The organism is Paenibacillus tritici (assembly GCF_018207515.1).
In the GTDB taxonomy this organism is placed as follows: domain Bacteria; phylum Bacillota; class Bacilli; order Paenibacillales; family Paenibacillaceae; genus Paenibacillus_AQ; species Paenibacillus_AQ tritici.
This window is the reverse complement of the sequence record NZ_CP073365.1, coordinates 5,477,678-5,502,619: the sequence shown is the minus strand read 5'-3', so window position 1 is coordinate 5,502,619 and position 24,942 is coordinate 5,477,678. Positions and strand designations below refer to the sequence as shown.

The following is a 24,942-nucleotide window of genomic DNA, read 5'->3' as shown; positions in this document are numbered from 1 at the left end:
CTTACTGTTCCAGCTCATCATAGATATCTTTGGCTGGCACAAAGGGAAGCCAATCTCGTTTGATATCTACGGCATAAGCTGGATAGCGAAGCTTGATCCCTTCAAAGAAATATGGCATGAGTCCATTATCGAATAGATGATAGGGGCTGAAAGAGTGGGTCTCTTCTTCATGTTCTCCCGTATAGCCCGAATAAAGGTTAAATGCGAGGCGGGAAAGACGGACCGTTGTTCCTGTCTGCCAGCCGTTGTTTAAGCCCTCTAGCCTAATGCTGTCTTCTCTGAAATCATAAAGATCATTAATGTGACGGCGAGTATCTTCTGTAAGGCCTAATAGATAAAACAGAGCGGATCGGTATGGATCGTGTTGACGCTCAGCACGAATGACATTACCTTCATAAAACTGTTCATGAGCCAGATCTTTGAATATCACTAAATTTCCTCCTCTTCAATTAAGGGATGTTGTTCAGGCACTGACTGGAGTGAAAAATATAGGGTTAAAGCTTTATCGATGATTTCCTCAACTTCCGCGGCTTTACTCTCAGGAGAGAAGTATTTGGCATATACTTTGTGCTTTAGCTTAAATGGGGCAGGGAACTTACTTTTTGGCTTCCGGCTAGACTCACCGGAAATGATCGCTAATGCGGCTTGCTCAGTGAAAATGCGATTTTCTGATTTCGCTCGAAGCAGCTCGGATTTTTTCATATCTACTTTGTAACCCTGTCCATGTATTAACGATTCCACGATTTGTTGTTCTTCCCGCTTCAGATAAGAGAGATCGACGGCCGGGCGAAGCTTGATCTCACCTTGATCTACTCTTTCCATGAGTTCTGGTAAAAGATGATTCAAGCGCAAATATCGTTTGATATTGGTTGGGCTCATATCGTTTTTCTCGGAAACTTCATCCACACTCCGAGTTCGCTGTCCCACTGGGACAGTGGACTCAGAATCCTTTGTGTTATAAGGGGTCTCGCCGTTTTCAAGCTGAGTTATTTTACTCTGCTTCTGCTTAGCCTCCTTGCAAGCTTCAAGCTGCATCTGCAGGGCACAGGCGAGCTCACTGGGCAACATATCCTGAATGGAACGTTGATGGAAATTGGTGTCCACCACGATAATTACAGCTTCTGCTTCCGTCAAATGTTCTTTAATAATGGAAGGGATAGAAAGTAGTCCCGCGGCTTTAGCGGCATTGACGCGATTATGCCCAGAAAGAATTTCATAGGAATTTTGTTCCATTGGACGGACTATAACGGGAATTAGCACACCGTTCTCTAGGACACTTTCGATTAGGTCATCCAGTTTTTTGCCCTCATAGAGCTTAAATGGATGTTTATAAAAGGGAATAAGGCTGGAGAGTAGAAGAGAAGTGACTCCTGAATTTTCAGGGGATGATGTTGTAAGGTTGGGTCCTTGAGACAAAAGTAAAAGCTCATCAATGCTTGAAAGTTTAGGCGTAGGTCGCTTATTGCTCAACTTGCATCAGCTCCTTTGCTAAACTGCAATAAGCTGTGGCTACCTTCGACTTAGGATTGAATTCAATAATACTTTGACTGTAGAAATTCGCCTCTCCGACTTTTACGGAAAGAGGGATCTGAACATCAAAGATGCGGACGGTTTCCTGGTAATATGCTTTTACCAACCTAAAGGCTTCTTTATATAAATTGGTTCGAGTATCACACATGGTCATTAAAATACCTGCAATGTTAATCTGCGGATTAATTCGTTTCTTTACCTTAATGATAATTTTCAGAAGCTGAGTTAGGCCTGTTGCTGACCACAGTTGAGGGTTTACCGGGATTAACACACTGTCACTGGCAGCAAGGGCGTTTATCGTTAGTAGACCAAGAGAGGGATTTGTGTCTATAATGATATAGTCATATCTTTGCTTCATGGATTCCAATAATGTGGTGAGAGTCTTTTCACCACCCATTTCATCTCTTAAATTAATCTCAGCAACGGATAGTTCTATGTTGCTTGGGATGAGATCTATATTGCCATGATTATGAATGTATTCTTCAGGAGCCGGCAGTGATTCGTCGCTCATGAGGGCGTTCATAATATTGAACATTGAAAACTTAAGCTGATCTGGATTCTCGATTCCAAAGCACATGCTCAGATTGCCTTGTGGGTCGAAATCAACCAGCAGCACTTTTTTATCTTCATAGGACAAGGCGCACGCCAGATTGTAGGCGGTGGTAGTCTTGCCTGTGCCACCTTTCTGATTAGCAATGGTGATAACGGTTGTTTGTGTCATTATAAAAACCTCCCCGGAGGTTTGCTCCGAACATATTGTCAATGGTAGGGAGCGGGCTGGTTCTCTCATTTTTCTCTCCGAGTTCTCTCGCAGTTCTCTCCAAAGGCTAAATTTGCTCTTTCTGTTGATTGTTGCCGGTAACCCTTGTGGCTCTAGGGAAAACACGAAAAACCGTAAAAATCCTTGATTCTACAAGGTTTTTTGCGGATTGTAGGTTCCCTTATATTCCACTGCAGGGGGTTAAAGTCCAAATGACTTCTGGGACTTAAAATCCTGCGGTAGGTGACTACCGTACGGGTTCGACCCCCGTCCTCGGCACTAGAACAACAAGGGTTTCAGCTCATTAGAGCTGGAACCCTTGTTTGTTTTTAAGATGGTTTGCTAACATTTTGCTAACGGCGCCTTTTTTTGAGTGTAGGTTCGAGGTTTCCGGTACGCTCCGAATAAAAAGCTTGCTCTATTCGTCAGTCAAGGTGCAGCGGAGTTTACACGGGTCAAGATTGAAACTCTGAGGAGCTAAAGCCTTTCAAAAATAAGAGAGGAACAGTATTGAATGAAATTATGTCCGTTCGATATCACCTCTGGAGCAGTAGCCTTAAATTCAGGTTATTTAACGAACCTTATCTACAAAGGCCTTCAAGATCGAAACATACGCAGTATCTGTGTCCGCAATAGCAAGAATTGTCCTGCCGAACTAGGGACCGACGGATCACTATAGAATCAGCAAAAGAAACCCAAGGTCTCATACGAGACTTCGGGTTCTCAATCTTAGTAGCTTTTAAGACTAAACTTTATTTACATTCCAAAGTTTTTCTGGAATATTAAGCTGGTCGAGTTTTGAAACGTTCAGCTAAGAATCCACCTCTGCTTCACGTCCGTTTGCAACCTTCTCAACCCAATTAGGATCCATAATTAACGCATGCCCAATGGCGACTAGTGGCAAACCTAATTCAACAGCTTTAAGAGCATCATCCGGTGTTATTATGGAACCAGCAGCCATCACAGGTGCTTTACCGTTTGCTCTTTCAATGTCTGGAGCAGAAGGCACCGGAGCAGTGCTGCACGGCCTTTCTGAAGCGGCGAGAGATTGCGCTGATTATGATTTTATTTGGCGTATAAAATCTCGATTGTTCAGCTATGATTCAACTCTCCACCATGGAGTTCGTGGTAGATTAGATAAACTTATTTCGACTGTTTCTCCGATACGAGGCGCAGTAACTGATACCTTTCTTTCGTGAGCAGCTGTGAGAACACGTTCAATGGGTTCATTCCAGTCATGGATCGCTAATGAAAATGCTCCCCAGTGAATTGGAAGTAATAGGTTACCCCGGAGTTCAATATGAGCTTGTACTGTTTCCTCAGGCAACATATGCAATGGCCACCAACCTCTGTTGTCATATTGTCCGGCTTCGATTAGTGTTAAATCAAATGGTCCATATTTTTCACCAATCTCTTTAAAGTGTGGACCATAGCCGCTATCACCACCGAAAAACACTTTTGTATGCTTTCCCTCTATGATCCACGAAGACCACAAGGTTAAATTTTGGCCAAAAATTCCTCTTCCCGAGCCATGCTTTGCTGGTGTGCAGCGGAACTTCAGGCCATAAAACTGAACTTCTTCCCACCAGTCAAGTTCAACAATCCGCTCAGGAGCAATACCCCATCTCTCAAGATGGCTGCCAACTCCAAGAGGCACAAGAAATTTTCTTACTTTGTTTCTTAATTTCTTGATAGACTGATAATCAAGATGATCATAGTGATCGTGTGATATAAGTACAACATCAATCTCCGGAAGGTCCTCGATTTCAATTGGCATTTGCTCACTATAACGTCTACCACCAAATCTAAAAGGCGAGGAATAGGCCGCGAATACCGGGTCTAACAATAATAATTGGTCGTCTAACTGGATTAATGAGGTAGAGTGTCCGAACCATGTAACGGATGCTTTATCCATGCTTCTAGAGAGTAAAGATTTTGTTATCCGTTGAACTTGAAGCTTTTCTTTAGGTCGCGCATCAGGATTTCCTTTCATGATTTCAAGAAGTACTGGCAGTAGCACCTTTAGTCTATAATCAATACGCGATTTAATAGGATATTTAAACTTCCCTTTTACGAAGTTCTTGGATTGTTGGAATTGGCTTTTCTTCTTCCTTGTCGGTCTTGCTCCAAAAACCGGCAAAGAGTTCAAAACAACAATACTTAGAAATATCAAAATTAAAATAACGAGAACTAACGTTTCTTTTAAGACAACCCCATTACCGCCCAACGTTAACAATCTTCCTGACCCAGGTTGGCTCATTCGTCGCCGCCCGTACGAGGCAGTCGGTGCAGTCTGCGAAGGAAAGCGGCAGCAGCGGAGCGATGCGGGTCGAGGGGCCTGATGTATATTTCGAAGTGGCGGCTAAGTCGCTAAGTGCGGCCAGTCGTACAATGATCCAATCTAGGTCGCTCCGTTGCACTGCACTCGCCGCAATGGCCTTGTCCTCGACCGCCTTCGAGAAGATGCGGCCCGAATTGCGTATGGCCCAGCGATTGAGCACGGAAAGTTCTTTTCCGTCGCTAAGACCGATGCCGCTTTGCATGACGAAGCGCTTGACTCCGGCGCCCTGGCAGGCTGCTAGGATGTTCGAGATGGCCTCCGACATGGCGGTGCCCGACGAAAAGTTTCTGGTCGGACCTATGCAACTAATTACATCTCCAAATAATTCCTTAAATTTCTGTTCGCTTAATTCTATTTTGTTCATTAAACGATCTTCTCCAATCAAATCTTATTTCTATTACAAATGCTTGCTTCATTGTGCAATTTTTTATACGTAAAAAATGGATGAAAATAAAAATCATCAATTTTTTACTTTTTTTGGAATAATACCTGTTAATAAGAATAAAAACTTAACATTTGGAAGTATTTCTACAACATCTCCAGCATGAAGTCCACGTGCCGGTTTCATGGGGAAAATTACAATTTCACTTAAATTTTTTACGTGTCCCTTAATTTATTTCTCTTTTAGATATGAAGTTTGCAAGGTATTATAATAAGCCCCTTGTCAGGGCATTTTTATTCTTCATGTATTAATTTGCACATCTTTATTGATTTTTAAAGATTCTTCCCAAAGAATTCTGTTAACTTGATTACAGCCTGAGCTACATATCCCGGCGTGTCATACATGGCGATATGCGTTGCACCATCAACCCAAAATAATTCTTTTGGTCCATTCGACAATGCATAAGCTTGTTCGCTGAAACCACGTGTGTCAGCCTCGGTTCCTGCAATCGTTAAAAGAGGTTGAGTTAGAAAGGTACTTATTTGGCTTAATGCCGAGAATGCCATGATTTTGTCAACGCTTCTAAATAGGAATCGATTAGTAGAATTTGGATGCTGTGCTCTAGGAGTTCTATAGTATTCATAGCCTTCACGCATAAGCACAGGTGTATTTTCATCAAATCCTTCAGGCGAATCAGGTACATAAGTAAGGAACATAGCCTCTGCTCCATTTGCTTCTGCAGTACGCTGCTTAGCAACCGCCTCAAGTGTTTGCAATTGTGATGAAACGGTACCTCCTGTACCTTCTCCTCGGAACATAGCACCTATATCAATTGCACTGACTCCTGCTACTGCTTTGATACGACGTTCGGCTTGTGCTGCAGTTATAGCATAACCGCCACCGGCACAAATACCAAGGGCTCCAATCTTTTCTTCATCTACAAATGGAAGTGTAGACAGATAATCTACTGCACAACGCACATCTTCCACTCTGGCAATCGGGTCTTCGAGTAAACGCGGCTCACCCTCGCTCTCTCCCTGATGCGACGCATCAAAGGATAATGCAACAAATCCCTGCTTGGAGAGTTTCTGTGCATACAACCCAGCAGTCTGTTCCTTTACTCCTCCGCCGGGATGAACGCTAACAACCGTAGGATATTTTTTATGTTCATCGAATCCGTCTGGCAAATACAGATCTCCTGCCATTGTTAAATTACCGTTATTAAATGTTACTGATTTTTTCATTATTTTTTCTCCTTTTTGATTTTTATTATAAATGCACATTGATGCGATATCGCACTTAGGTATACAATATAAAATGAAACTAGGATGTCTACAATAATCAAATGAACACCGTTTGTGCCCTATTGCACAAGTTGATTAAAATTGTGCAATTATTCCTAAGAAAGTTTGGTGACTCTCACAATGTCTATAGTGGATAGAAGAATACTCAAATCTCTAAAAGCAATAAATAAGGCTTTTATTGAACTAATGTCTGAAAAGAATTTTGATCAAATTACGATACAAGATATCTCTGACAGGGCAAATGTTGGTCGAAGAACAGTTTACCATCATTACTTGGATAAATATGATCTACTGGATAAGCTTACTGAAAAACATTTTAACGAACTAAGGGAACTCTGCGAATTCGCATCTGATTTGGATTTTGTAGAAGCGACTTTGATCTGGACCGAATACTTTGAAAATAATTATTCATTCTTTTCGTTGATGTTAACGAGTAAAGGAGCCCCTTATTTTCGTAATCGATTCCTTGACTTCCTAATCGAAGAGTTGAAGAAAGAAGCAGACGTAACCAAAGGCAAAAACCAGGGATTAAATGAAGATGTTATTGTATTATTTGTTGCATCAGCTCAAGTAGGAGTCGTGGAATGGTGGTTTACGAATGGAAGACCTATCCCGCATCAGGTCTTGGCAAAACAACTGGGGATATTATTAGAGAGGAATCTATAATCGTGGTATGTAAGTACCATACGAATTCAACCTTCGTCCTCAGCATTACAACAATAAGGGTTCCAGCTCATTTGAGCTGGAACCCTTATTTGTCTTACAAACCAAAGATCGTGGAATAACAGGTTCCTTGCCGTAATTGGCAAAGAATATGTCCCAACAAGTTCAATACTCCTCTTCTGCATATCCCACGCCATCGTTCTGTTGCCTACTCCACATCACCCGTCGATTGCCGGAAAACCGGCATCGTCTTCACATGCGTAACCAGTGGAGGTCTGTTGGGATTTTCGATTTTGGACAGAAGCATCTCGGCGGCAAGGAAGCCCATTTCGGACCGGTGGATATGAACGGTGGTCAAGTGGGGTTCGACGATTCGCGACTCTGGGGAATTATCGAATCCGCAGACCCTAACCTCACCCGGAATTTGGATATTTAGGTCCTTTAAGATACGAATAGCATTAATCGCGATGTAGTCATTGGCGCATACGAACGCGGGTGGAAGATTAGTCATGCTCGCTAGTCGCTGCTTAAGCCACTTATAGTCAGCGATATACCGGTCGTTTTCAAGAATGCAGAAGGATTCATCAAGATCAATCCGGGCGGTATACATGGCTTTGGTGAACCCGTCCCAACGCTCGTTGAAGCTCATGCAATGGCGGGAATCGCCGATGAACCCGATCTCCGTAATTCCTTCATCAATGAGCTTCTTCGTTAGACTGAAAGTACTGTGAATGTTCTCCATCAGCAGCAGATCTGCCTTCATCTCTGAAAACGTCAGTTCGGCTGAAGCGTCAATGAATAATGTCGGGATCCCGAATGACGTAATAAACTCTGAGTACCTCTTGTCGAACAATTCGATACAGACAATGCCATCTACTTTACTTTTGTCGAAATTGACAGGAAGAGCCGACGAATCGAGTTCATTCTCCCGAACGATATGTATCGACAAATTGAAGCCTTCGGAGCTGATTTTTTGTTCGAGGCCGCTTAGCAGTGACGTGCCAAAATGTGAATTGTTCGGCATATTTGCAGTAAGCAGGGCGATATTGCCGGTTTTTTTGGCAGAAGTGCCTTCTTGTTCGAACAAGGCGAACTGCTTGTAATTCATATCAATAGCTTTCCTAACCACTTTGCTGCGTGTGTCATCCGGTATAGAGGGATTATTATTTAATGCTTTGGATACAGTATTTCTAGAAAGTCCAAGCGAATCGGCTATATCTTGAATGGTTACTTTTTCTTTGTTCAAAGATAATGGCTCCTTTAGCAGAAGTGATGCGTTCTCAACCACAATAATCGTAGTATAAAATAATGTAATTGTCAACTTAATTGTTACAAATGAACAATTAGATAAAAAGTGAAAAGAAAGATTAATGTGGTTTGCATTTTGTTCAAAAGTAAACAAATGCACAAGTAAAATGGACGGTGTGCATTCACCCGGTTATGGATTTTTCGTAATATAAAACTATTATTTTGTTTTTTTATGTAGAAAAAACAATTAATTTTACGTTATTAAAATGAAATGGTGTTTTTGTTATGTGCATATGTTTACTTTTGTATTCATAAAAAGTCTTGACGAAGTAATCGCGATGTTGTAAATTGAATTTGCTAAGCCGTTGACAGTGACTTATGGAAGCACTTACTTTCGCGCGAGAAGTATCCAAAATCACATTTATGTTTTGCAAATGAGTATTGAGGGGGAGGAGAAGTTGCAACAAACTTCTGGAATTACACAAAATAAAAGACCGGAAGCCCGGAATCGCATAGGACTTATGGAGAAACTCAGGTATATCAAGAACAACTATTGGCTTTACCTTTTTGTGCTTCCCGCAGTCGTATTGACTATTATTTTTAAATATCTTCCTATGTATGGTGTTTTGATCGCTTTTAAAGACTACAGCTTTCGCAAGGGTATTTTGGGGAGTGACTGGGTTGGGTTTCATCACTTCGAACGATTCTTTAATGCACCCAATTTTGAGCAATTGTTATTCAATACACTTCAGTTGAACATTTACGGTCTTTTACTGGGATTCCCGGTGCCGATTATTCTGGCATTAATGTTGAATCAGGTACGCAAGGCCGCGATGAAAAAGAACATTCAATTGTTCTTATATGCGCCGAACTTCATTTCTGTTGTTGTTGTTGTAGGTATGCTCTTTGTCTTATTCTCTCCAACAGGCCCGGTCAATAAATTAGTGGTGGCCTTTGGCGGGATGCCGCTCTCGTTCATGTCAGAACCGGAATATTTCCGTCCGATGTATATCCTCTCCGGAATCTGGCAGGGGGCTGGATGGGCGTCCATTATCTATGTGGCTGCATTGGCCAATGTGGATCCGGAGCTGCACAATGCGGCGACACTTGACGGTGCAAGCCTGCTTCAGCGTATACGCCATATAGATTTACCAACGATCAGGCCGGTTATTGCGATTATGATCATTCTCGCGGCAGGCGGCATTATGGCCGGCGGCGGTGACAAAGCCATTCTGATGTGGAACGAGATGAACATGGAGAAATCGGATGTAATCAGTACTTATGTCTACCGGATCGGCTTCCAGCAGGCGAACTATTCGTTCTCCGCTGCCGTGGAATTGTTTAATACCGTCATTAACCTCATTATGCTGTTTACGGTGAATTTTATCGTGAAACGGGTTAACGATGGCGATGGAATTGTATAGGAAAGGAGATCATCATGGACAGTATTAAACCAACTAAGATGGACAAGGTCGTGCTCGGTGTTATCTTCACCCTGCTAGTTCTCCTCGTTGTAGCGATTATTGGTCCGCTGATTTATATGGTCGTGGCTTCGTTCATGGAACCGACGGCACTTCTGAATAAGGGGTTATCCTTCGACTTCTCAGATTATAGCCTTGAGGGATATCGAATGATTTTATCGGATGACAAAATCATTGGGGGATTTCTGAACGCGTTGCTGTATTCCTCCGTTTTCACAGTGATAACGGTTTCTGTCTGCGTCTTTGCAGGATATCCATTGGCGCTCGACGACTTCGTAGGAAGAAAAGTAATTATGACGCTTTTCATTATCACCATGTTCTTTGGCGGTGGTCTGATCCCGACTTATCTCGTGGTGAAGAGTCTGGGCATGCTTGATACCATCTGGGCGCTAGTGATCCCGGGTGCAGTGAGCGTGTGGAACATTATTCTGGCCCGGACGTTCTTCCGGGGCTTGCCCAAGGAAATGAATGAAGCGGCTAAGATTGACGGTGCCTCGGATTTCACAATCTTCTTTAGCATTATCATACCGCTTTCCAAGCCTATCGTGTTTGTCCTTGCGTTATATGCTTTCGTGGGACACTGGAACGATTTCTTTCAATCTCTGATCTACTTGGAGAATCAAGACAAATATCCGCTGCAGCTCGTACTTCGGCGTATTCTGATTCTGAACAAGGTTGATCCGAATATTGTCTCTTCTATTAAGGAACAGGCTGAGTTAGCGCGATTGTCTGAATTGATGAAGTATGCAGCCATCGTAGTCTCCAGTCTTCCGCTTCTTGTAATGTATCCTTTCTTCCAGAAATACTTCGAAAAAGGTGTCATGGTCGGTTCCCTCAAGTAGAGAGCCTACAGTTATTTTAAATGAAGACATTTAAAAGGGGAGAATTAGTATGAAACATATTAAGAAAACAGTATCCATTATTTCTCTGACGGCTGTTATGGCAATTACGGGATGCAGCAGCGATAAAGGAAGCGACAAAGAAAAGGGGGATTCCGGTGATCAAACCCTAACCTTCATGACGCCGAACTCACCGCTTGCTCCTCAAGACCCGAATGAGAAGCTGATCTTCAAACGCCTGGAAGAAAAGACCGGCATTCATATCGACTGGAAAGTCTATTCGGAAGATGTGTACGTCGAGAAGCGGAATCTGGCTTTGGCCACAGGTGAGCTTCCAGATGCGCTTTTCAACGCCGGCCTGAGTGATTTCGATTTGTTGAAATTGGCCAATGACGGCACCATCATTCCTGTTGAGGAATACATTACGCCTGAGAAAATGCCGAACCTCAGTAAGGTGCTGGAGCAGGCACCCCAATACAAAGGTATGATGACTTCACCGGACGGGCACATCCTCGCATTCCCTTGGATTGAGGAGCTTGGTGAAGGCAAGGAGAGTATTCACTCTGTCAACAATATTCCGTGGATTAACAAGGCATGGCTGGATAAGCTGGGCCTGCAAATGCCAAAGACGACGGAAGAACTGAAACAAGTGTTGATCGCGTTCAAAACGAAGGATCCGAATGGCAATGGCAAAGCCGACGAGATTCCGGTTTCCTTTATTAATGATGACGGGGGTAACGAGGATTTAAGTTTCCTTCTCGGTTCCTTCGGAGCTGGCTTTAACGGGGATCTGACGCTGGTCGACAATGACGGCAAGGTGAACAATGCTGTATTGGCGCCGGGCTATAAGGAAGGTATGAAGTACTTTCAGGAGCTGTACGCAGCGGGTCTGATCGATCCGGAATTCATTACCCAAGACTGGAACAAATTTATAGCCAAAGCCAAAGATGACCGCTACGGTTTGTACTTCACTTGGGACAAGGCGAATGTGAGCGGCATGGACAGTCCGTTTGAAGCGATGCCGGCACTGGAAGGGCCGAACGGCTGGAAGAATGTAGCCCGTGCGAACGGTATGGGATTTGACCGCGGCAGAATGGTGCTCACAGCCGATAACAAGAACATCGAAGCGACGATTAAATGGATAGACGCAATGTATGATCCGTCCCAGTCTGTACAGAACAATTGGGGAACTTATGGCGACGAAACGCAGCAGAATATTTTTGAAATGGACGAAGCTACTAAAATGCTGAAGCACTTGCCGCTGAACGGTGCTTCACCGAACGAGCTGCGCGTCAAAACAAGCGCTGGCGGACCGTTAGCTATTCTCGATTCCTATTACGGTAAGGTAACAACGATGCCGGACGATGCGGCCTATCGCATTGATATTTTGAAGAAGATCTATGTGCCGGATATGAAAGCTGAGCATATGTATCCGAGAGTATTTTTCTCCAAAGAGGAATCAGAGCGCCTGACCCAAACCGAAGCCGACCTGTGGCCATATATTCTGAAGAAACGTACGGAATGGATGCAAGGCGCGAACGTGGACAAAGAGTGGGACGCATTCATCAAAGAGCTTGATCGTCTCGGCATGCAGGATTGGCTGAAAATCAAACAAACAGGTTACGACAGAGCGGGGAAATAGCAAGTTACATTATAATGCGTACCGTCGGAGCGTGAGTTCATGCTGTAACAGGCCATACTCTGACTACTATTATTATTATTATTCTGGAGGAGTGGGAGAAACATGAATTATACAGAGAAGTTCCGTCCGCAGTATCATTATTCGCCACAAAAGAACTGGATGAACGATCCGAACGGAATGGTATATTACGAGAATGAGTACCATCTATTTTATCAGCACACTCCGTTCGCAAGCCAACCTGATTTCGGTAGAATGCATTGGGGGCACGCGGTAAGCACCGATCTGGTCCATTGGGAGGAGCTTGAAGCATCCTTGCCGCCAGGTGATGACGGTGCGATTTTCTCTGGAAGCGCGGTAGTCGATACACATAACACTAGTGGTTTTTTTGATGAGGATGGCTCAGGGCTTGTGGCGATCTACACGAATAACGACAACAAGGTGCAGCCAGGTAAGCCGCAGGTTCAAAGCATCGCCTACAGCAGAGACAAGGGACGGACTTGGACGAAATATGAAGGGAACCCGGTCCTGTTTCCGGAGACGACGCTTGATTTCCGCGATCCGAAGGTATTCTGGCATGAGGATACATCCAGTTGGATTATGACTCTGGCTGTTCAAGATCGTGTGGAGTTCTACACTTCTCCGAATTTGAAGGAATGGGTATTTGCTAGTGCATTTGGCGCTGACGTCATCGGAACACATCGCGGCGTTTATGAATGTCCGGATCTATTCTCGATTCATGTCGATGGTGATCCCAATCAGAAGAAGTGGGTGCTCATTCTAAGTGTAGGCGATTGTAATGGAGTGAACCCGAACGAGCCTGAACCACCGGCAGGCGGCTCCGGTATGATGTACTTCGTCGGCAGCTTCGATGGTAAGACATTTACACCGGACGAGCCTATTCTTTCGGTTCATGATGTGAAATGGATTGATTTCGGGTCCGATTTCTATGCAGCCGTCACCTGGAGCGATATACCGGAAGGAGACGGACGCAAGCTCTGGATCGGCTGGATGAACAACTGGCGGTATGCCGGGACGCTTCCGACTGACAAGTGGCGGGGAAATGCATCCATTCCACGGGAGCTGAAGTTGAGAACCTATCGGGAAGGCCTTCGTCTGGTACAAGAACCGGTAGAAGAATTGAGCAAGATAGGTTCACCGCTTATGGCTCTGGAGAATGTAACCTTGGTTCCGGATACGAATCCGCTGGCGGACATCACCACTGATAGAGCGGAATTGATCGCGGAATTCGAAATTGGAACTGCAACGGAGTTCGGAATGAAGGTTAGAAAGTCTGCAGATGAAGAAACGGTGGTCGGGTACGATACCCTTAACATGGAGTTGTTTGTCGACCGCACGAATTCAGGCACTACGAATTTCCATCCAGACTTCGCAGCTAAGCACCAGGCACCGCTGACGCCTGTGAATAACCGTATACGCATGTCCATCTTCTTGGATTGGTCTTCGATTGAAGTGTTCGGTGGTGAGGGTACCGCGGTCATCTCGGACATGATTTTCCCCGCTGCCGCAAGCAACGGACTTGAGCTCTACGCGGTAGGCGGAAACGTAAAGCTGGTGTCGCTCCAGATCAACGAGCTGGGAAGCATATGGAGAGATGAGGTCAAGGAGGAAGCACATGCGTATCGGGGCAATTGAAGCAGGCGGAACCAAGTTTGTCTGTGGTGTCGGGAATGAATTAGGGGAGATTGAAGATCGGGTTCATTTTCCGACGCGTCGACCCGAAGAGACGATGGAGAATGTCATCGCCTACTTCCGCGATAAGAGAGTCGATAGCATAGGAATCGGATCATTTGGTCCGATCGACCTCGAACAATCCAGTCCGACTTACGGTTATGTGACGACAACGCCAAAACCCGGCTGGTCCGGATATAATTTCGTGGGTACGCTGAAATCGGTCTTCGATGTTCCGGTCGGCTGGGATACGGACGTCAATGCTGCCGCGTTGGGCGAAGCCACATGGGGTGCAGCACAAGGATTGGATAGCTGCGTCTACTATACGATCGGGACTGGCGTAGGAGTCGGCGTCTATACCGAGGGGAACCTGGTACATGGACTTGTTCATCCAGAGGGTGGACATATCCTCACAAGGCGGCATCCGAACGATGACTTTGGTGGCAATTGTCCCTATCATGGCGATTGTCTGGAAGGCATGGCCGCCGGCCCGGCGCTGGAAGCAAGATGGAAGGCAAAGGGTGATACACTGCCGGAAGACCACCCGGCATGGGAGATGGAGGCGTTCTACATCGCGCAGGCCATATCGAATGTGATCCTGACGTTATCCCCTAAGAAAGTCATTCTCGGCGGGGGCGTGATGAAGCAAGCTCAGTTATTCCCGATGATCCGGGCGCAGGTGGGCAGTATTCTCAATGGATACGTGAGTGCCCAGCCTATTGTATCGGATATCGAACATTATATTGTCGCCCCTAAGCTCGGCGATAATGCTGGCTTGTGTGGGTCCTTAGCGCTGGGAGTAAGAGCATTGGATTCAGGTACAAATGTGGGTTAGTAGTTGAATCATGTTAGAATAAGAATGCATAAAGAGCCGCCGATTGGCGGCTTTTTATTATGGCTTTAGCCAGTTGAGCTTCAGTGTATCGTGTTAACGGGTGGTGAATCGAGTGTCAACCTTGGAACGGCTTAGTTGTCTCACGTATGACCAGGCTGGTGGGCAACATGACTTTCTTATGACCATAAGACGAGCCTTCGGTAATTTCGAACAGCAGTTTGGCACTCTCATAGCCGAGAACGTCGAAATATTGCTTCACTGTGCTCAAGGCGACCTTGGCGAACTTGGAGCTCTCGAAATCGTCAAAGCCGATCAGGGATACTTGTTCGGGGATACGGATATCAAGTGCAGTCAGCTGGTCTATTACCTCAAGGGCCCGCTTATCGTTCGCGCAGAACAGTGCGGTCAGCTCCCTGCTCTGAATCAGGTGTGCAAGCATAGAGTGATCCATGTCCTTATCCAGGAACAAGAGAGACTCGGAGATTGGAAGGGACGCATTCAACATAGCATTGCGATAACCGTTATATCGGTCAATCTCCGGACTCAGATGATAGTCGTAAGCTGCAAATCCGATTCGTCGATGACCTTGCTGGATCAAGTATTCCACTGCTTCATAAGCACCGTCGTGGTTATTGCAAGTGACGACGTTGACTGGATAGCCGGAAGGCGAACGATCGAGCATAACAAACGGAATCGCTGTTTTTCGAACTTCCCCGAGATAGCCCTTTGCCGCTTCGGGATCAGAGGAATAGATGAGTAGTCCTCTTAGTTCGGTTTGAATCAGCTCCAGAACAAGTGCACGTTCCTGTTCGAAATCATTCTCCACGAATTCAATGATCAGCTTGCAGCCATGTTTGCCCAGAAAGGACTGGATGCCCCGCATGATCTGCATATACGAGCTATCGTACAGTTCGACGCCGGAAATGACGAAAGCCACCAGATTCGAGGTCTTCTCCGGGACGGCCGCTTGACTGGCGACGAAGCTCCCCTTACCCCTGACACGGTAGATCACGCCTTCGTTCACCAGCTCTGACAGTGCTTTGCGCACGGTGATAGTGCTGACTTCCAGCAGCTTGGAGAATTCCGACTCGCTAGGAATCCGGTTTTCTTCTGTGAATTCCTGATTCTCAATCTGGGATAAGACATAGTCTTTAACCATCTGGTACTTTGGCAGAGTTAAGTCCTTCTTGCTCAAGTAAGTTCACCTCATATCGACATTTCCTCAATTATAGCGTACATCGTTTTTAAAAGTATACTTACTTACAGCGTGTTTTGGATGAGTTTTATCGAATAAGATAAAAAAATTGAATTTTGAGCAGGTATGTATTACTATGAGGTCAAATAAAGTATACTTTACCATTAACCTAACATAACATCTTGACTGCTGTCAGCTACGCCGGTCAACGGACAACCCAAAGAGCCGCTGGCAAATCCAGCAGCCCGAAGCTTAAGTATTTCATTTAGAGGGTAACCATGGCGCCTTCCTTCTCGAACGGGTAGTCGATGACAATACGGGCAACCTCGCAATCGCCGATGCCGCTGTACAGATTGACCTTGCCATCGGGACGCATTTCGATGCCGGCGGTGAATGCGCAGTCCGTCAGATGCGGTTTCTTGGCGGGACCCTCAGGGTAACATGGACGCGTGCCGATGATTCTCAGCTCTGAGAATTGATTCGTCTGCGGGTCCAATACGAAGGCCATGTTCATATAGGTCGATATACCTTTTTCGGCATAACAGATATGGCCGATGACGCCGATCTTCCCGCTCTCAAGCAAGTAGGCCTGATTGCAGCCCCCCCACTCATCCTCGTGGAACAGGCCTTGGATATTAGGGGCGTTCCCGATAACCTCGGAAGACAGGTCATCGAGGCTGTTGATGATCGTGAATCCAACTAAAGATTCACTTCCGAATTCCTTGCGTATTCCTTCGCCGCGTGGCCGTGAGAAGACGCCGATCCTGCCATCCTGAAGCTCTACGAGCCGAATGTCTTTCATATTATCCGGCCCCGTCGTGAAGTAGAAGAGATCATGAATATCACGGCCTTTGTAGAAGTAACCATAGAAAGAATCAAGCTGCCCCTGCTTGTAACGGACATGCGTACCGCCCAGTACGAGCTGTTTGTGGATGATGCTGATATAAGGGTCTTCAAGCTGATATATCATGGTGTCCGGCACGGCTGTCCAGTCATCCGGACCGCTCTGCTCGAACAGGCGGACCCAAGACCTTGCCCACTCATCGCGTCTTTCCAGGCGTCCGTAAATGTAGCGCTTGCCGTTCCATTCAAACGGGATCGAAGGATTGTAGACATCGAACTCTTCCGCTCCATGGAAGACAAGCTTGGCGCTTTCATAGATCCGTTTGTTTGCTTCAAACTGCTGACGCAGCTGCAATAAGTTCATTTGCGGCAATCTCCTTTCAGGCTTCAATAACAATTCTATCCTAATGGATAGCTATGTCCCAATTCTTGCTCCATTTTGGGATGCATTATGGTGGTTTGACATTGCAAGACTTGTCTTTATCGAAGTACATAACGAACAAGGAGGAGTATCGCCAATGTTGAAGCTTCTTGCGGCGGATGGCATTGATTCTGAAATTCAGGCCCATTACCGGCTGATCGCCTCGGTGCGCGAGACGATCGGGATGCATAGCCATGACTTTTTTGAATTGTTTCTCATTCTGAAGGGAAGCGTTGTGCATGTCATTAACAGCAGCCGTCAGGTGCTGCAGGAGAATACTCTCGTGTTCATACGGGACCGGGATGTGCATTGTTATGAGCAGACGGCGGATAGTGATTGCCAGTTCATCAATTTATCGTTCGACCGGGAAGTCCTGGATGACATGATTGCTTTTTTGGGAGAGGGATTTCCGAGCGGAAGGCTTCTTGAGCCGGCCATGCCGCCGTCGACTTTGCTGTCCAAGACGGAAAAAGAATATGTGCGGTATCGGCTGGAGCAGCTCAATCTGATCCCGCAGGAGAAGAAGCCGGCTATCAAAGCGGAGGTAAGAGCCATCTTGACCGACTTGTTCTCCCGTTATATCACGGCCGAAGCGGAGCCGTTCGAACCAGCAGGACAGCCGGAATGGTTAAAGGCCCTATGCAAAGAGGTGAACAAGAAAGAACAATTTACACGGGGAACGGCCGCGCTTGTCCAGCTGTCCGGCAAATCGCATGCCTACGTATGCAGAATGTTCAGAGAGTATCTTGGGATGTCTCCAACCCAATATATCAATGAATTAAGGATGTCCTACGCTGAGAATTTGCTGCTGAACACGGATATGGAAATCGTGGATATCAGTTTGGAGATTGGACTTGAGAACGTCAGCTACTTCTACGACTTGTTTAAACGGAGACATAATCTGACGCCTCACCGGTACCGGCAATTCGGTAAAATCCATAGATAGGTATACCAAATTAATATTAATTATGTTTACTTTTTATATATTGACGCATCAAATAGTATGTGCTATTTTCTATTTAGCATAATAACCTTCGGCATCATGATGATCTAATCTGAGTAAACGGAAAGCACGAACAACCCGGTTTCGACGAACTTGGGTTCCGATCTGGAGGTGAAAATGAATGCGCTTGCAAACAGTTGGATCGTGGAGTTCAGGTGGCTGTGAGCGACCGGTACCAGGTGTATCAGACTACAACAGGTTGACAGTCAGGAGGCGTTTCAGTGAAGACAAGTAATAACAGGTTCATAGCCAGAATGATCAGGCACCGCTATCTCTACCTTATGGTGCTTCCCGGCTTCCTGACGCTGTTAATTTTTCACTATTTTCCGATGTACGGAATTCTAATCGCTTTCAAGGATTTTAATGCTTCTAAAGGAATATGGGGAAGCGAGTGGGTGGGATTCAAGTACTTCCTTTCTTTTTTTAATGATCCCATGGCGTTTAGAGTGTTGAAGAACACATTGCTTCTCGGTTTGTATACTTTATTCTGGTCGTTTCCGGCGCCGATTATATTGGCTCTGCTGTTCAATGAACTAAGGAACAAAAGATTTAAGAAAATAGTGCAGACGGTATCTTATTTCCCGCACTTCATTTCAGTCGTCATTGTTGCGGGAATGCTGAAGGAATTTACGGCAAGAGACGGCTTGTTTAACCATATTGTCGCCTTTTTCGGCGGAGAGCCGGTGATGTTTCTCCTGGAGTCGGATTTTTTCCGGTCGATCTTCATCTCCTCCGGTATATGGCAAGGCGTCGGGTTCGGCACGATCATCTACCTTGCCGCATTAAGCGGAATAGATCCAACGCTTTATGATGTGGCTGAAGTAGACGGCGCAGGCCGATGGAAGAAGGTTGTGCACATTACTTGGCCTTCGCTCAAGCCGACTACAATTATTTTGCTGATTTTTGCGGTAGGAGGAGTTCTGGGGAGTGACTTTCAGAAGATCATTCTGCTCTATTCCCCTGAGACTTACGAAGTAGCGGATGTCATTGGGTCCTATGTGTATCGTCAAGGTATACTGGGTGCGCAATACGAGTACACCACAGCCATCGGAATGTTTATGTCGCTTATTTCCTTTATTGTTCTTTACTTGACCAATTGGATTAGCCGTAGAGTATCAGAGACAAGTTTGTTCTAGGTGGTGAGAAGTTGAAAAGGGATAGCTTAGGCTCCAGAGCTTTCGATGCCTTGAATGTTGTGATCATGCTGTTGATCCTGGTTGTTGTGCTGTATCCGATTCTGAATATCGTCGCGACATCGCTAAGCGGTGCAAGTTACATCTCTTCCGGGAGCGTAACGATTTGGCCTAAGGGATTTAATCTGGAAGCGTACACGACGGTATTTCATGATCCATACATTTTTAAAGGGTATCTGAACTCGATTATTTATGCGGCAGGCTCAACGGGCATCATGCTGCTTTTTACGGCAATGATGGCGTACCCGCTCACGATCCCTGGCTTTGCAGGTAAGAAGTTTTTGACCTTCTTTCTTATGATAACGATGTTTTTCGGCGGTGGTCTAATTCCGACCTATCTGCTTATGCGCAGTCTGAACCTGTTAGACACGGTATGGGTTATGATTCTCCCGGGCGCCATCAGCGCTTATAACGTATTTTTATTTCGTACCTTCTTTCTTAATATTCCTTCTGAGCTGAAGGACTCTGCTTATATCGACGGGGCGAATGATCTAGTGGTCCTATTCAGAATCATACTGCCGTTGTCCAAAGCGCTTTTTGCAACCTTTGCCCTGTTCGGTCTGGTCGGAAGCTGGAACAGCTGGTTCGAAGCTTTGATTTACTTGCGGGATCAGGATAAGTACCCTTTGCAGATGGTGTTAAGAAACTATCTGTTCACTTTGGATACGACTGCGATTCAAGGCCGGGTAGGAGGCGGTGCAGTTGCTGTTAATGCTCCGGGAGAAACACTTGATCCGAAGGCGGTACGAATGAGCGTCATTATTATTACCATGTTTCCGATTATGTGCATCTATCCCTTCTTTCAGAAGCATTTCACCAAGGGATTATTCGTAGGCTCCGTCAAAGGCTGAGGTATATCGTACACATTAGGGGGGAATGAAATGAGCAAGCTGGCGAGAATACTTGTCCTCGGGTTGGCCGCACTAATGATTGTTTCAGGATGTTCGAATGAATCCAAGAATTCTGCTACCGATGAAGAGAATCAGGATGTGATGCGCTTCTCGGTGACTCTGCCTACGTATGGCGTGGATAATCCGAATAGTCTCGTAGGCAAGGAATGGCACAAACGTATGGAAGCATACATGGGTAAAAAGGTGGAAATTGATTATAACTATATTCCGTCTTCTGAATATGACGAGAAGGTCAAACTCATGATTGCGAGCGACGATCTGACAGACTTCTTCGTGACGCCGTTATTTTATGATACGAGTGAAATGGCTGCTCAGGGTCAGCTTCTTGAATTAGCCCAATATACAGATTTGATGCCGAATTATATGAACTACATTAGCAAGGTGAACAATGGAATGAAGCGGGTGACGAATGCTGACGGCGAGATGTATACCTTTATGGAAACATCCACTCCGAGGTTCCCTGAGGATCGCGGCATGCTCATTCAGAATACATCCTCTTACCGCTATGATGTGTTCCAAGCGAATCATATCGAAATTCCGCAGACGCTTGATGAATTTTATGAGGCTGCCAAAAGTCTTAAAAAACTCTACCCCGACAAATATCCCGTCGCAACCAAATGGAATAGCCTGAGATCGCTGTTCTCTGCGAACCATATCAAGGACGAAATTTTCTGGAACGGTGAGAAATATGTATATGGGGTGCTGGAAGAAGGGTTTAAAGATGCGCTCCAATTTGCAAATAAGCTGTATGCGGATAAGCTGTTAGATCCGGAGTATACGATTGATACCGATGATACGCTGAAAAGAAAGGCGCTGAACGGCGACAACCTCATGTGGCTGACGCAGTGGTTCACCACTCCGGCGGAGTACACAAGAACGGCCAACGATGGAAAGATTTTTGCGGTTTCCCTGTATCCTGACAATCCGAAGTACGGGAAAGCCTGGCAGGAAGTGGTGAATGGCAATACTCCTGATCTGGGCTGGGCAACTTATGGCCTAAGCTCAAAAGTGAAAAACCCCGAAGAGTTGATCAAATTCATTGATTATCAATATTCGGACGAAATGATCAGACTGATCACCTGGGGGATTGAGGGCACGACCTATACGATCGGGGAGGATGGTCTTCCGACCTTTGTGGACTCGTTGAAAAATGCCAAAGATCCGTGGCTGGAAGGCGATAAATACGGCATGCGGGCAAGCCGGAATCATAATCCTGGCCTGCAAATGGTCAGCGACGCAAGAGCGTTTGTAGATTTCGCCGCGACAGACTATACCGTATTTGACGGCAAATATGAAGAGGTGCCAATTGAGAAGTCGCCATTCCTGACGAGCTTACCCATGCCTGAGAACGAATACGTTCCTTCCTGGCTGAGCGAACCTTCAATTCAGCTCACAGGCGATGAGAACCAGCGGATCTCGGAGATTATGAACCCGGTTAAAACGTTTGTTACGGAAGAACAGGCCAAATTCGTGGCCGGCAAGAGCAGCTTCGATGATTGGCAGGAATTCATAGATAAAGTCCAAACAATGGGCGCCATTGATGAAGCGCTGAAAATTTATAACGATGCTGCGCAAAGAGTAACAGCAAATTAAGATAACTAGGATGTGAGAAGAGCTTTGAACGAGAAAAAAGAGATTTTATTCCATGTTGAGAAGCTTCTGAATAAAAGAAATCAATTTATGATTACAAAAATTTCTCCACTAGAATTTTCAGGTTTTACGACAATGGAACAGCTCTTCATTCATGAAATGGATGAACAACCGTTCCAGAGCATGGCCAGGGGACAACAGTGGGGGGAGAATTGGGGGTATGGCTGGTTCCGCTCCACAATCATCGTTCCTGAGGAGGCCGCAGGCAAACGGCTGGTGGCTATGCTTGATTTTGGGTCCGAAGCGACTGTGTATGTTGACGGCATCGTGAGTGGTGCAAAGGATCTTAACCATCATTACGTAACTTTAACCCGTTCGGCGGCAAGCGGCGAATCCTTCGAGATTGTTGCGGAGGCGTACGCCGGCCATTCCGGTTCACAGCCGGTGTTCGGAGAGTCACAGCTCTGTATTTTTGAAGAAGAGGTGTACCAGTTTTTTATTGACTTGGAATGCCTGTACGATCTTCGCAATCATCTAGATGTCAAATCTCTCCGCGTTGCGGAGATAGACCGTTGTCTGACTCAGGTATTTGCGGCGGTGGACCTGACCCTGCGTCAGGACTTGCTGGGAGAGAACGTAAAAGAGTGCAGGGAGATCATGAAACCGCTTTTATCCTGTGTAAACGGTTCAACAGTGCCTACCCTGTACCTTATGGGACAGTCCCATCTGGATGTGGCCTGGCTGTGGCCGATTGCCGAGACGAAGCGTAAGATTGCACGGACAATGTCCAATCAGCTTGCGCTCATGGATGAATATCCGGAATATACGTACATGCAGAGCCAGCCGTATTTGTTCCAGTTAGTCAAGAGACTGTATCCGGAGCTGTATACGCGGATCAAGCAAGCGGTGAAGGAAGGCAGAATTATTCCCGAAGGCTCCATGTGGATAGAGCCCGATACGAACCTTACTAGCGGCGAGAGCCTGATCCGCCAGGCGATGCACGGCAAACGCTTCTTCAAGGAAGAATTCGGCGTAGACAATGAAATGCTGTGGCTGCCTGACGTATTCGGCTATTCCGGGAATCTGCCGCAAATCATGAAGGGTTGCGGGATTAAGTATTTCGGTTCCGTTAAATTATTCGGAACTTATGATAATGTAGCAGATCCGTTCCCCTATAATACGTTTCTGTGGGAAGGGATCGACGGTTCGCAAATCTTGGCGCATCTGCTGAACTATGGAGACTACTACCCGATCCGGATCAGTCCGTCGTTCTTAATCAATCAGTGGAAAGACCGCGTCCAGCTGGAAGGGATTTCTACGCGGCTCACGCAGTTCGGGCATGGCGACGGAGGCGGAGGCTCGAACCGGGACGATCTTGAGTTTATGCGCAGGCTCGGCAATCTGGAGGGCGTTCCCAAGACGAGGCACGGCTCGCCAATCGAATTTTTCCGGGATCAGATCGAAAAGGGCATCCCTGATGCGAAGTATGTGGGAGAGCTCTATTACCCCGCTCACCGGGGGACTTATACAACACAAGCGGTTATCAAAAAGCTGAACAGGAAGGCGGAAATTGGCTTCCGTGAGGCGGAGGTATGGGGGGCTGCAGCGGAGCATTTAAATAACCGGACCTATCCTTACGGAGAGCTGGACCGTCTGTGGAAGGTATTGCTGCTGCACCAATTCCACGATATTCTGCCGGGCTCCTCTATTCACCGCGTCCATGAAGAGGCGCAGCTTGAACTGATCGAATTGAATAAGCATGTGTACAACATGGCGTCAGAAGCAAGAGAAGCAATCACGGACGGCGACTTCTCGAGTGTTACCGTATTTAACTCGCTGTCCTGGAGAAGACAGGAACTGGTAGCATTACCTAATGGCGTTCACGGAATTGCGGATAGCCATGGAACAGCTCTACCCGTGCAATTGCACGAAGGTGCTAGCTATGCCAAGCTGGAGGCTCCTTCCATGGGCTGGTCGACCTACAAAACTGAACCGGAAATACCGGTCGTTCCTGTCCTGTCGACAGTCTTGGCAAGTGAATCGCATATGGAGAATGAATGGATTGACCTTGGAATTAATGAAAAGGGTGAGATTACACGGGTTGTCGATAAGGAGACCGGTACGGAGTGGGCAGCAGACTGCTGCAATGTCATGCGGATGTACCGGGATCAAAATTCGGACTTCGATGCCTGGGAGATTGACCGGCGCTACCGCTTGGCACCCATTGATCTAAACGCCAATGCCAAGGTCTCCGTTACTGCGAATGGACCGCTCTTCGCGAATATTCGGGTGGAGCGGGAATTGAATCATTCGACTATGATTCAGGATATCCGGTTGCTGGCGGGCAGCCGCCGGGTGGAGTTCCATACAACGATTCAGTGGCGCGAGAAGAATAAGCTGCTGAAAGTCGATTTCCCGGTTCGCATTCATACGAACGAGTCCCTGCAGGAGATTCAGTTCGGTCACGTCAAGAGGCCGAATCATGCTTCGCGTCCGCATGATGCGGATCGTTACGAAGTGGTTCAGCATAAGTGGTCCGCCCTTGCAGAGGCAAACCGCGGCTTCGCACTGCTGAACGACTGCAAATACGGCATTTCCGTCGATGATAACACGATGAGCCTAACGCTGCTTCGGGCTCCGACCTGGCCGGATGAAACATCCGATCAAGGGGTGCATCATTTTACCTACGGATTTACATTCTGGAACGGCGCGTTTCTTGATAGTCCTGTCGTACGTGAAGCTTATGAGCTGAACTATCCTGTCAGCCTTGCACCTGGGGGAGGGGGCGGGACACATTCCTTACTCCGCATTGATCAAGCGAATGTGATTGCGGAGACGGTCAAGCTTGCCGAAGACGGATCGGGAGATTGGGTGGTGCGTCTGTACGAAAGTAAAGGGGCTTCTGTAGACTGCAAGCTTCACATCGGGCTGTCCATTGCAGCGGTTAGTGAGACCAATATGCTGGAGGAGAAGATTGCAGAAGTGCCGCACGAAGGCGGAGAGGTCATGCTGAAACTTCGTCCGTTCGAGGTGAAGACAATTCGGATGGTGCTCCGCAAGGCGTGATATGAA

Annotated in this window: 21 protein-coding genes; 11 read left to right on the top strand and 10 right to left on the bottom strand. The window is 46.3% G+C overall.

Annotated elements, in window-relative coordinates; genetic code table 11:
• Position 1: 1 nt before the first annotated feature.
• From KDC22_RS23595 to KDC22_RS23565, 7 genes are all read right to left on the bottom strand, one after another.
• Positions 2-430 (bottom strand): DUF6075 family protein, encoded by a 429-nt coding sequence (locus tag KDC22_RS23595; RefSeq protein WP_211720540.1) that lies wholly within the window; start codon positions 428-430, stop codon positions 2-4.
• Positions 430-1,470, bottom strand: a complete 1,041-nt coding sequence (locus KDC22_RS23590) for a ParB N-terminal domain-containing protein (RefSeq protein WP_211720539.1) — start codon at positions 1,468-1,470, stop codon at positions 430-432. Before KDC22_RS23590 ends, KDC22_RS23595 begins: the two co-directional genes overlap by 1 nt.
• A complete protein-coding gene (locus KDC22_RS23585) occupies positions 1,460-2,251 on the bottom strand; it encodes a ParA family protein (RefSeq protein ID WP_211720538.1) in 792 nt (263 codons plus the stop codon). The genes KDC22_RS23590 and KDC22_RS23585 overlap by 11 nt, the downstream gene beginning before the upstream one ends.
• An 850-nt stretch (positions 2,252-3,101) precedes the next feature.
• Positions 3,102-3,299 carry an oxidoreductase gene (locus KDC22_RS23580; RefSeq protein ID WP_246552916.1) on the bottom strand — a complete coding sequence of 66 codons (198 nt, stop codon included), beginning with the start codon at positions 3,297-3,299 and terminating at the stop codon, positions 3,102-3,104.
• An 87-nt stretch (positions 3,300-3,386) separates the two neighbouring features.
• Positions 3,387-4,550 (bottom strand): MBL fold metallo-hydrolase, encoded by a 1,164-nt coding sequence (locus tag KDC22_RS23575; RefSeq protein WP_211720537.1) that lies wholly within the window; start codon positions 4,548-4,550, stop codon positions 3,387-3,389.
• Positions 4,507-4,995, bottom strand: a complete 489-nt coding sequence (locus tag KDC22_RS23570) for an NAD(P)-dependent oxidoreductase (protein ID WP_211720536.1) — start codon at positions 4,993-4,995, stop codon at positions 4,507-4,509. The genes KDC22_RS23575 and KDC22_RS23570 overlap by 44 nt, the downstream gene beginning before the upstream one ends.
• A gap of 350 nt (positions 4,996-5,345) precedes the next feature.
• Positions 5,346-6,257 (bottom strand): alpha/beta hydrolase, encoded by a 912-nt coding sequence (locus tag KDC22_RS23565; protein WP_246552914.1) that lies wholly within the window; start codon positions 6,255-6,257, stop codon positions 5,346-5,348.
• Between the two features lie 180 nt (positions 6,258-6,437).
• On the opposite strand from KDC22_RS23565, the gene KDC22_RS23560 reads away from it, so the two are divergent.
• Positions 6,438-6,983, top strand: coding sequence for a TetR/AcrR family transcriptional regulator (locus tag KDC22_RS23560; RefSeq protein ID WP_211720534.1), 546 nt, complete (start codon positions 6,438-6,440; stop codon positions 6,981-6,983).
• Between the two features lie 205 nt (positions 6,984-7,188).
• Here the strand turns inward: KDC22_RS23560 and KDC22_RS23555 are convergent, their stop codons facing one another.
• Complete coding sequence (locus tag KDC22_RS23555) at positions 7,189-8,226, bottom strand: LacI family DNA-binding transcriptional regulator (protein ID WP_211720533.1); 1,038 nt, start codon at positions 8,224-8,226, stop codon at positions 7,189-7,191.
• 436 nt (positions 8,227-8,662) lie between these two features.
• On the opposite strand from KDC22_RS23555, the gene KDC22_RS23550 reads away from it, so the two are divergent.
• The 5 genes from KDC22_RS23550 (at position 8,663) to KDC22_RS23530 (ending at position 14,714) form a co-directional block, all read left to right on the top strand.
• Positions 8,663-9,652, top strand: coding sequence for an ABC transporter permease (locus KDC22_RS23550; protein WP_173128012.1), 990 nt, complete (start codon positions 8,663-8,665; stop codon positions 9,650-9,652).
• Between the two features lie 14 nt (positions 9,653-9,666).
• Positions 9,667-10,551 carry a carbohydrate ABC transporter permease gene (locus KDC22_RS23545; RefSeq protein WP_173128009.1) on the top strand — a complete coding sequence of 295 codons (885 nt, stop codon included), beginning with the start codon at positions 9,667-9,669 and terminating at the stop codon, positions 10,549-10,551.
• 49 nt (positions 10,552-10,600) lie between these two features.
• Positions 10,601-12,190, top strand: a complete 1,590-nt coding sequence (locus KDC22_RS23540; protein WP_211720532.1) for an ABC transporter substrate-binding protein — start codon at positions 10,601-10,603, stop codon at positions 12,188-12,190.
• 102 nt (positions 12,191-12,292) lie between these two features.
• Entirely contained in the window at positions 12,293-13,843 is a 1,551-nt protein-coding gene (locus KDC22_RS23535; protein ID WP_211720531.1) for a glycoside hydrolase family 32 protein, read from the top strand.
• Positions 13,824-14,714, top strand: coding sequence for an ROK family protein (locus tag KDC22_RS23530; protein ID WP_211720530.1), 891 nt, complete (start codon positions 13,824-13,826; stop codon positions 14,712-14,714). The genes KDC22_RS23535 and KDC22_RS23530 overlap by 20 nt, the downstream gene beginning before the upstream one ends.
• A gap of 115 nt (positions 14,715-14,829) precedes the next feature.
• Here the strand turns inward: KDC22_RS23530 and KDC22_RS23525 are convergent, their stop codons facing one another.
• Entirely contained in the window at positions 14,830-15,909 is a 1,080-nt protein-coding gene (locus KDC22_RS23525; protein ID WP_211720529.1) for a LacI family DNA-binding transcriptional regulator, read from the bottom strand.
• Positions 15,910-16,174: 265 nt separating this feature from the next.
• A complete protein-coding gene (locus KDC22_RS23520) occupies positions 16,175-17,116 on the bottom strand; it encodes an MTP-1 family protein (protein ID WP_173127970.1) in 942 nt (313 codons plus the stop codon).
• A gap of 154 nt (positions 17,117-17,270) precedes the next feature.
• Here KDC22_RS23520 and KDC22_RS23515 point away from each other — a divergent pair, with 154 nt between their 5' ends.
• The 5 genes from KDC22_RS23515 (at position 17,271) to KDC22_RS23495 (ending at position 24,936) form a co-directional block, all read left to right on the top strand.
• Positions 17,271-18,119: a helix-turn-helix transcriptional regulator gene (locus tag KDC22_RS23515; protein ID WP_211720528.1), complete on the top strand. Its 849-nt coding sequence runs from the start codon at positions 17,271-17,273 to the stop codon at positions 18,117-18,119.
• A 278-nt stretch (positions 18,120-18,397) separates the two neighbouring features.
• Complete coding sequence (locus KDC22_RS23510; RefSeq protein ID WP_211720527.1) at positions 18,398-19,312, top strand: ABC transporter permease; 915 nt, start codon at positions 18,398-18,400, stop codon at positions 19,310-19,312.
• Between the two features lie 11 nt (positions 19,313-19,323).
• Positions 19,324-20,220 carry a carbohydrate ABC transporter permease gene (locus KDC22_RS23505; protein ID WP_211720526.1) on the top strand — a complete coding sequence of 299 codons (897 nt, stop codon included), beginning with the start codon at positions 19,324-19,326 and terminating at the stop codon, positions 20,218-20,220.
• A 30-nt stretch (positions 20,221-20,250) separates the two neighbouring features.
• Entirely contained in the window at positions 20,251-21,873 is a 1,623-nt protein-coding gene (locus tag KDC22_RS23500; RefSeq protein ID WP_211720525.1) for an extracellular solute-binding protein, read from the top strand.
• Between the two features lie 132 nt (positions 21,874-22,005).
• The gene (locus KDC22_RS23495) at positions 22,006-24,936 is read left to right on the top strand and encodes an alpha-mannosidase (RefSeq protein ID WP_246552911.1); all 2,931 of its coding nucleotides are present in this window, start codon (positions 22,006-22,008) and stop codon (positions 24,934-24,936) included.
• Positions 24,937-24,942: the final 6 nt, after the last annotated feature.

Bases quoted from the DNA above. Each gene is read 5' to 3' on its own strand.
- KDC22_RS23585 (WP_211720538.1), bottom strand. From the start codon at position 2,251: ATGACACAAACAACCGTTATCACCATTGCTAATCAGAAAGGTGGCACA.
- KDC22_RS23575 (WP_211720537.1), bottom strand. From the start codon at position 4,550: ATGAGCCAACCTGGGTCAGGAAGATTGTTAACGTTGGGCGGTAATGGG.
- KDC22_RS23570 (WP_211720536.1), bottom strand. From the start codon at position 4,995: ATGAACAAAATAGAATTAAGCGAACAGAAATTTAAGGAATTATTTGGA.
- KDC22_RS23565 (WP_246552914.1), bottom strand. From the start codon at position 6,257: ATGAAAAAATCAGTAACATTTAATAACGGTAATTTAACAATGGCAGGA.
- KDC22_RS23560 (WP_211720534.1), top strand. From the start codon at position 6,438: ATGTCTATAGTGGATAGAAGAATACTCAAATCTCTAAAAGCAATAAAT.
- KDC22_RS23550 (WP_173128012.1), top strand. From the start codon at position 8,663: ATGAGTATTGAGGGGGAGGAGAAGTTGCAACAAACTTCTGGAATTACA.
- KDC22_RS23545 (WP_173128009.1), top strand. From the start codon at position 9,667: ATGGACAGTATTAAACCAACTAAGATGGACAAGGTCGTGCTCGGTGTT.
- KDC22_RS23540 (WP_211720532.1), top strand. From the start codon at position 10,601: ATGAAACATATTAAGAAAACAGTATCCATTATTTCTCTGACGGCTGTT.
- KDC22_RS23535 (WP_211720531.1), top strand. From the start codon at position 12,293: ATGAATTATACAGAGAAGTTCCGTCCGCAGTATCATTATTCGCCACAA.
- KDC22_RS23530 (WP_211720530.1), top strand. From the start codon at position 13,824: ATGCGTATCGGGGCAATTGAAGCAGGCGGAACCAAGTTTGTCTGTGGT.
- KDC22_RS23520 (WP_173127970.1), bottom strand. From the start codon at position 17,116: ATGAACTTATTGCAGCTGCGTCAGCAGTTTGAAGCAAACAAACGGATC.
- KDC22_RS23515 (WP_211720528.1), top strand. From the start codon at position 17,271: ATGTTGAAGCTTCTTGCGGCGGATGGCATTGATTCTGAAATTCAGGCC.
- KDC22_RS23500 (WP_211720525.1), top strand. From the start codon at position 20,251: ATGAGCAAGCTGGCGAGAATACTTGTCCTCGGGTTGGCCGCACTAATG.
- KDC22_RS23495 (WP_246552911.1), top strand. From the start codon at position 22,006: ATGGAACAGCTCTTCATTCATGAAATGGATGAACAACCGTTCCAGAGC.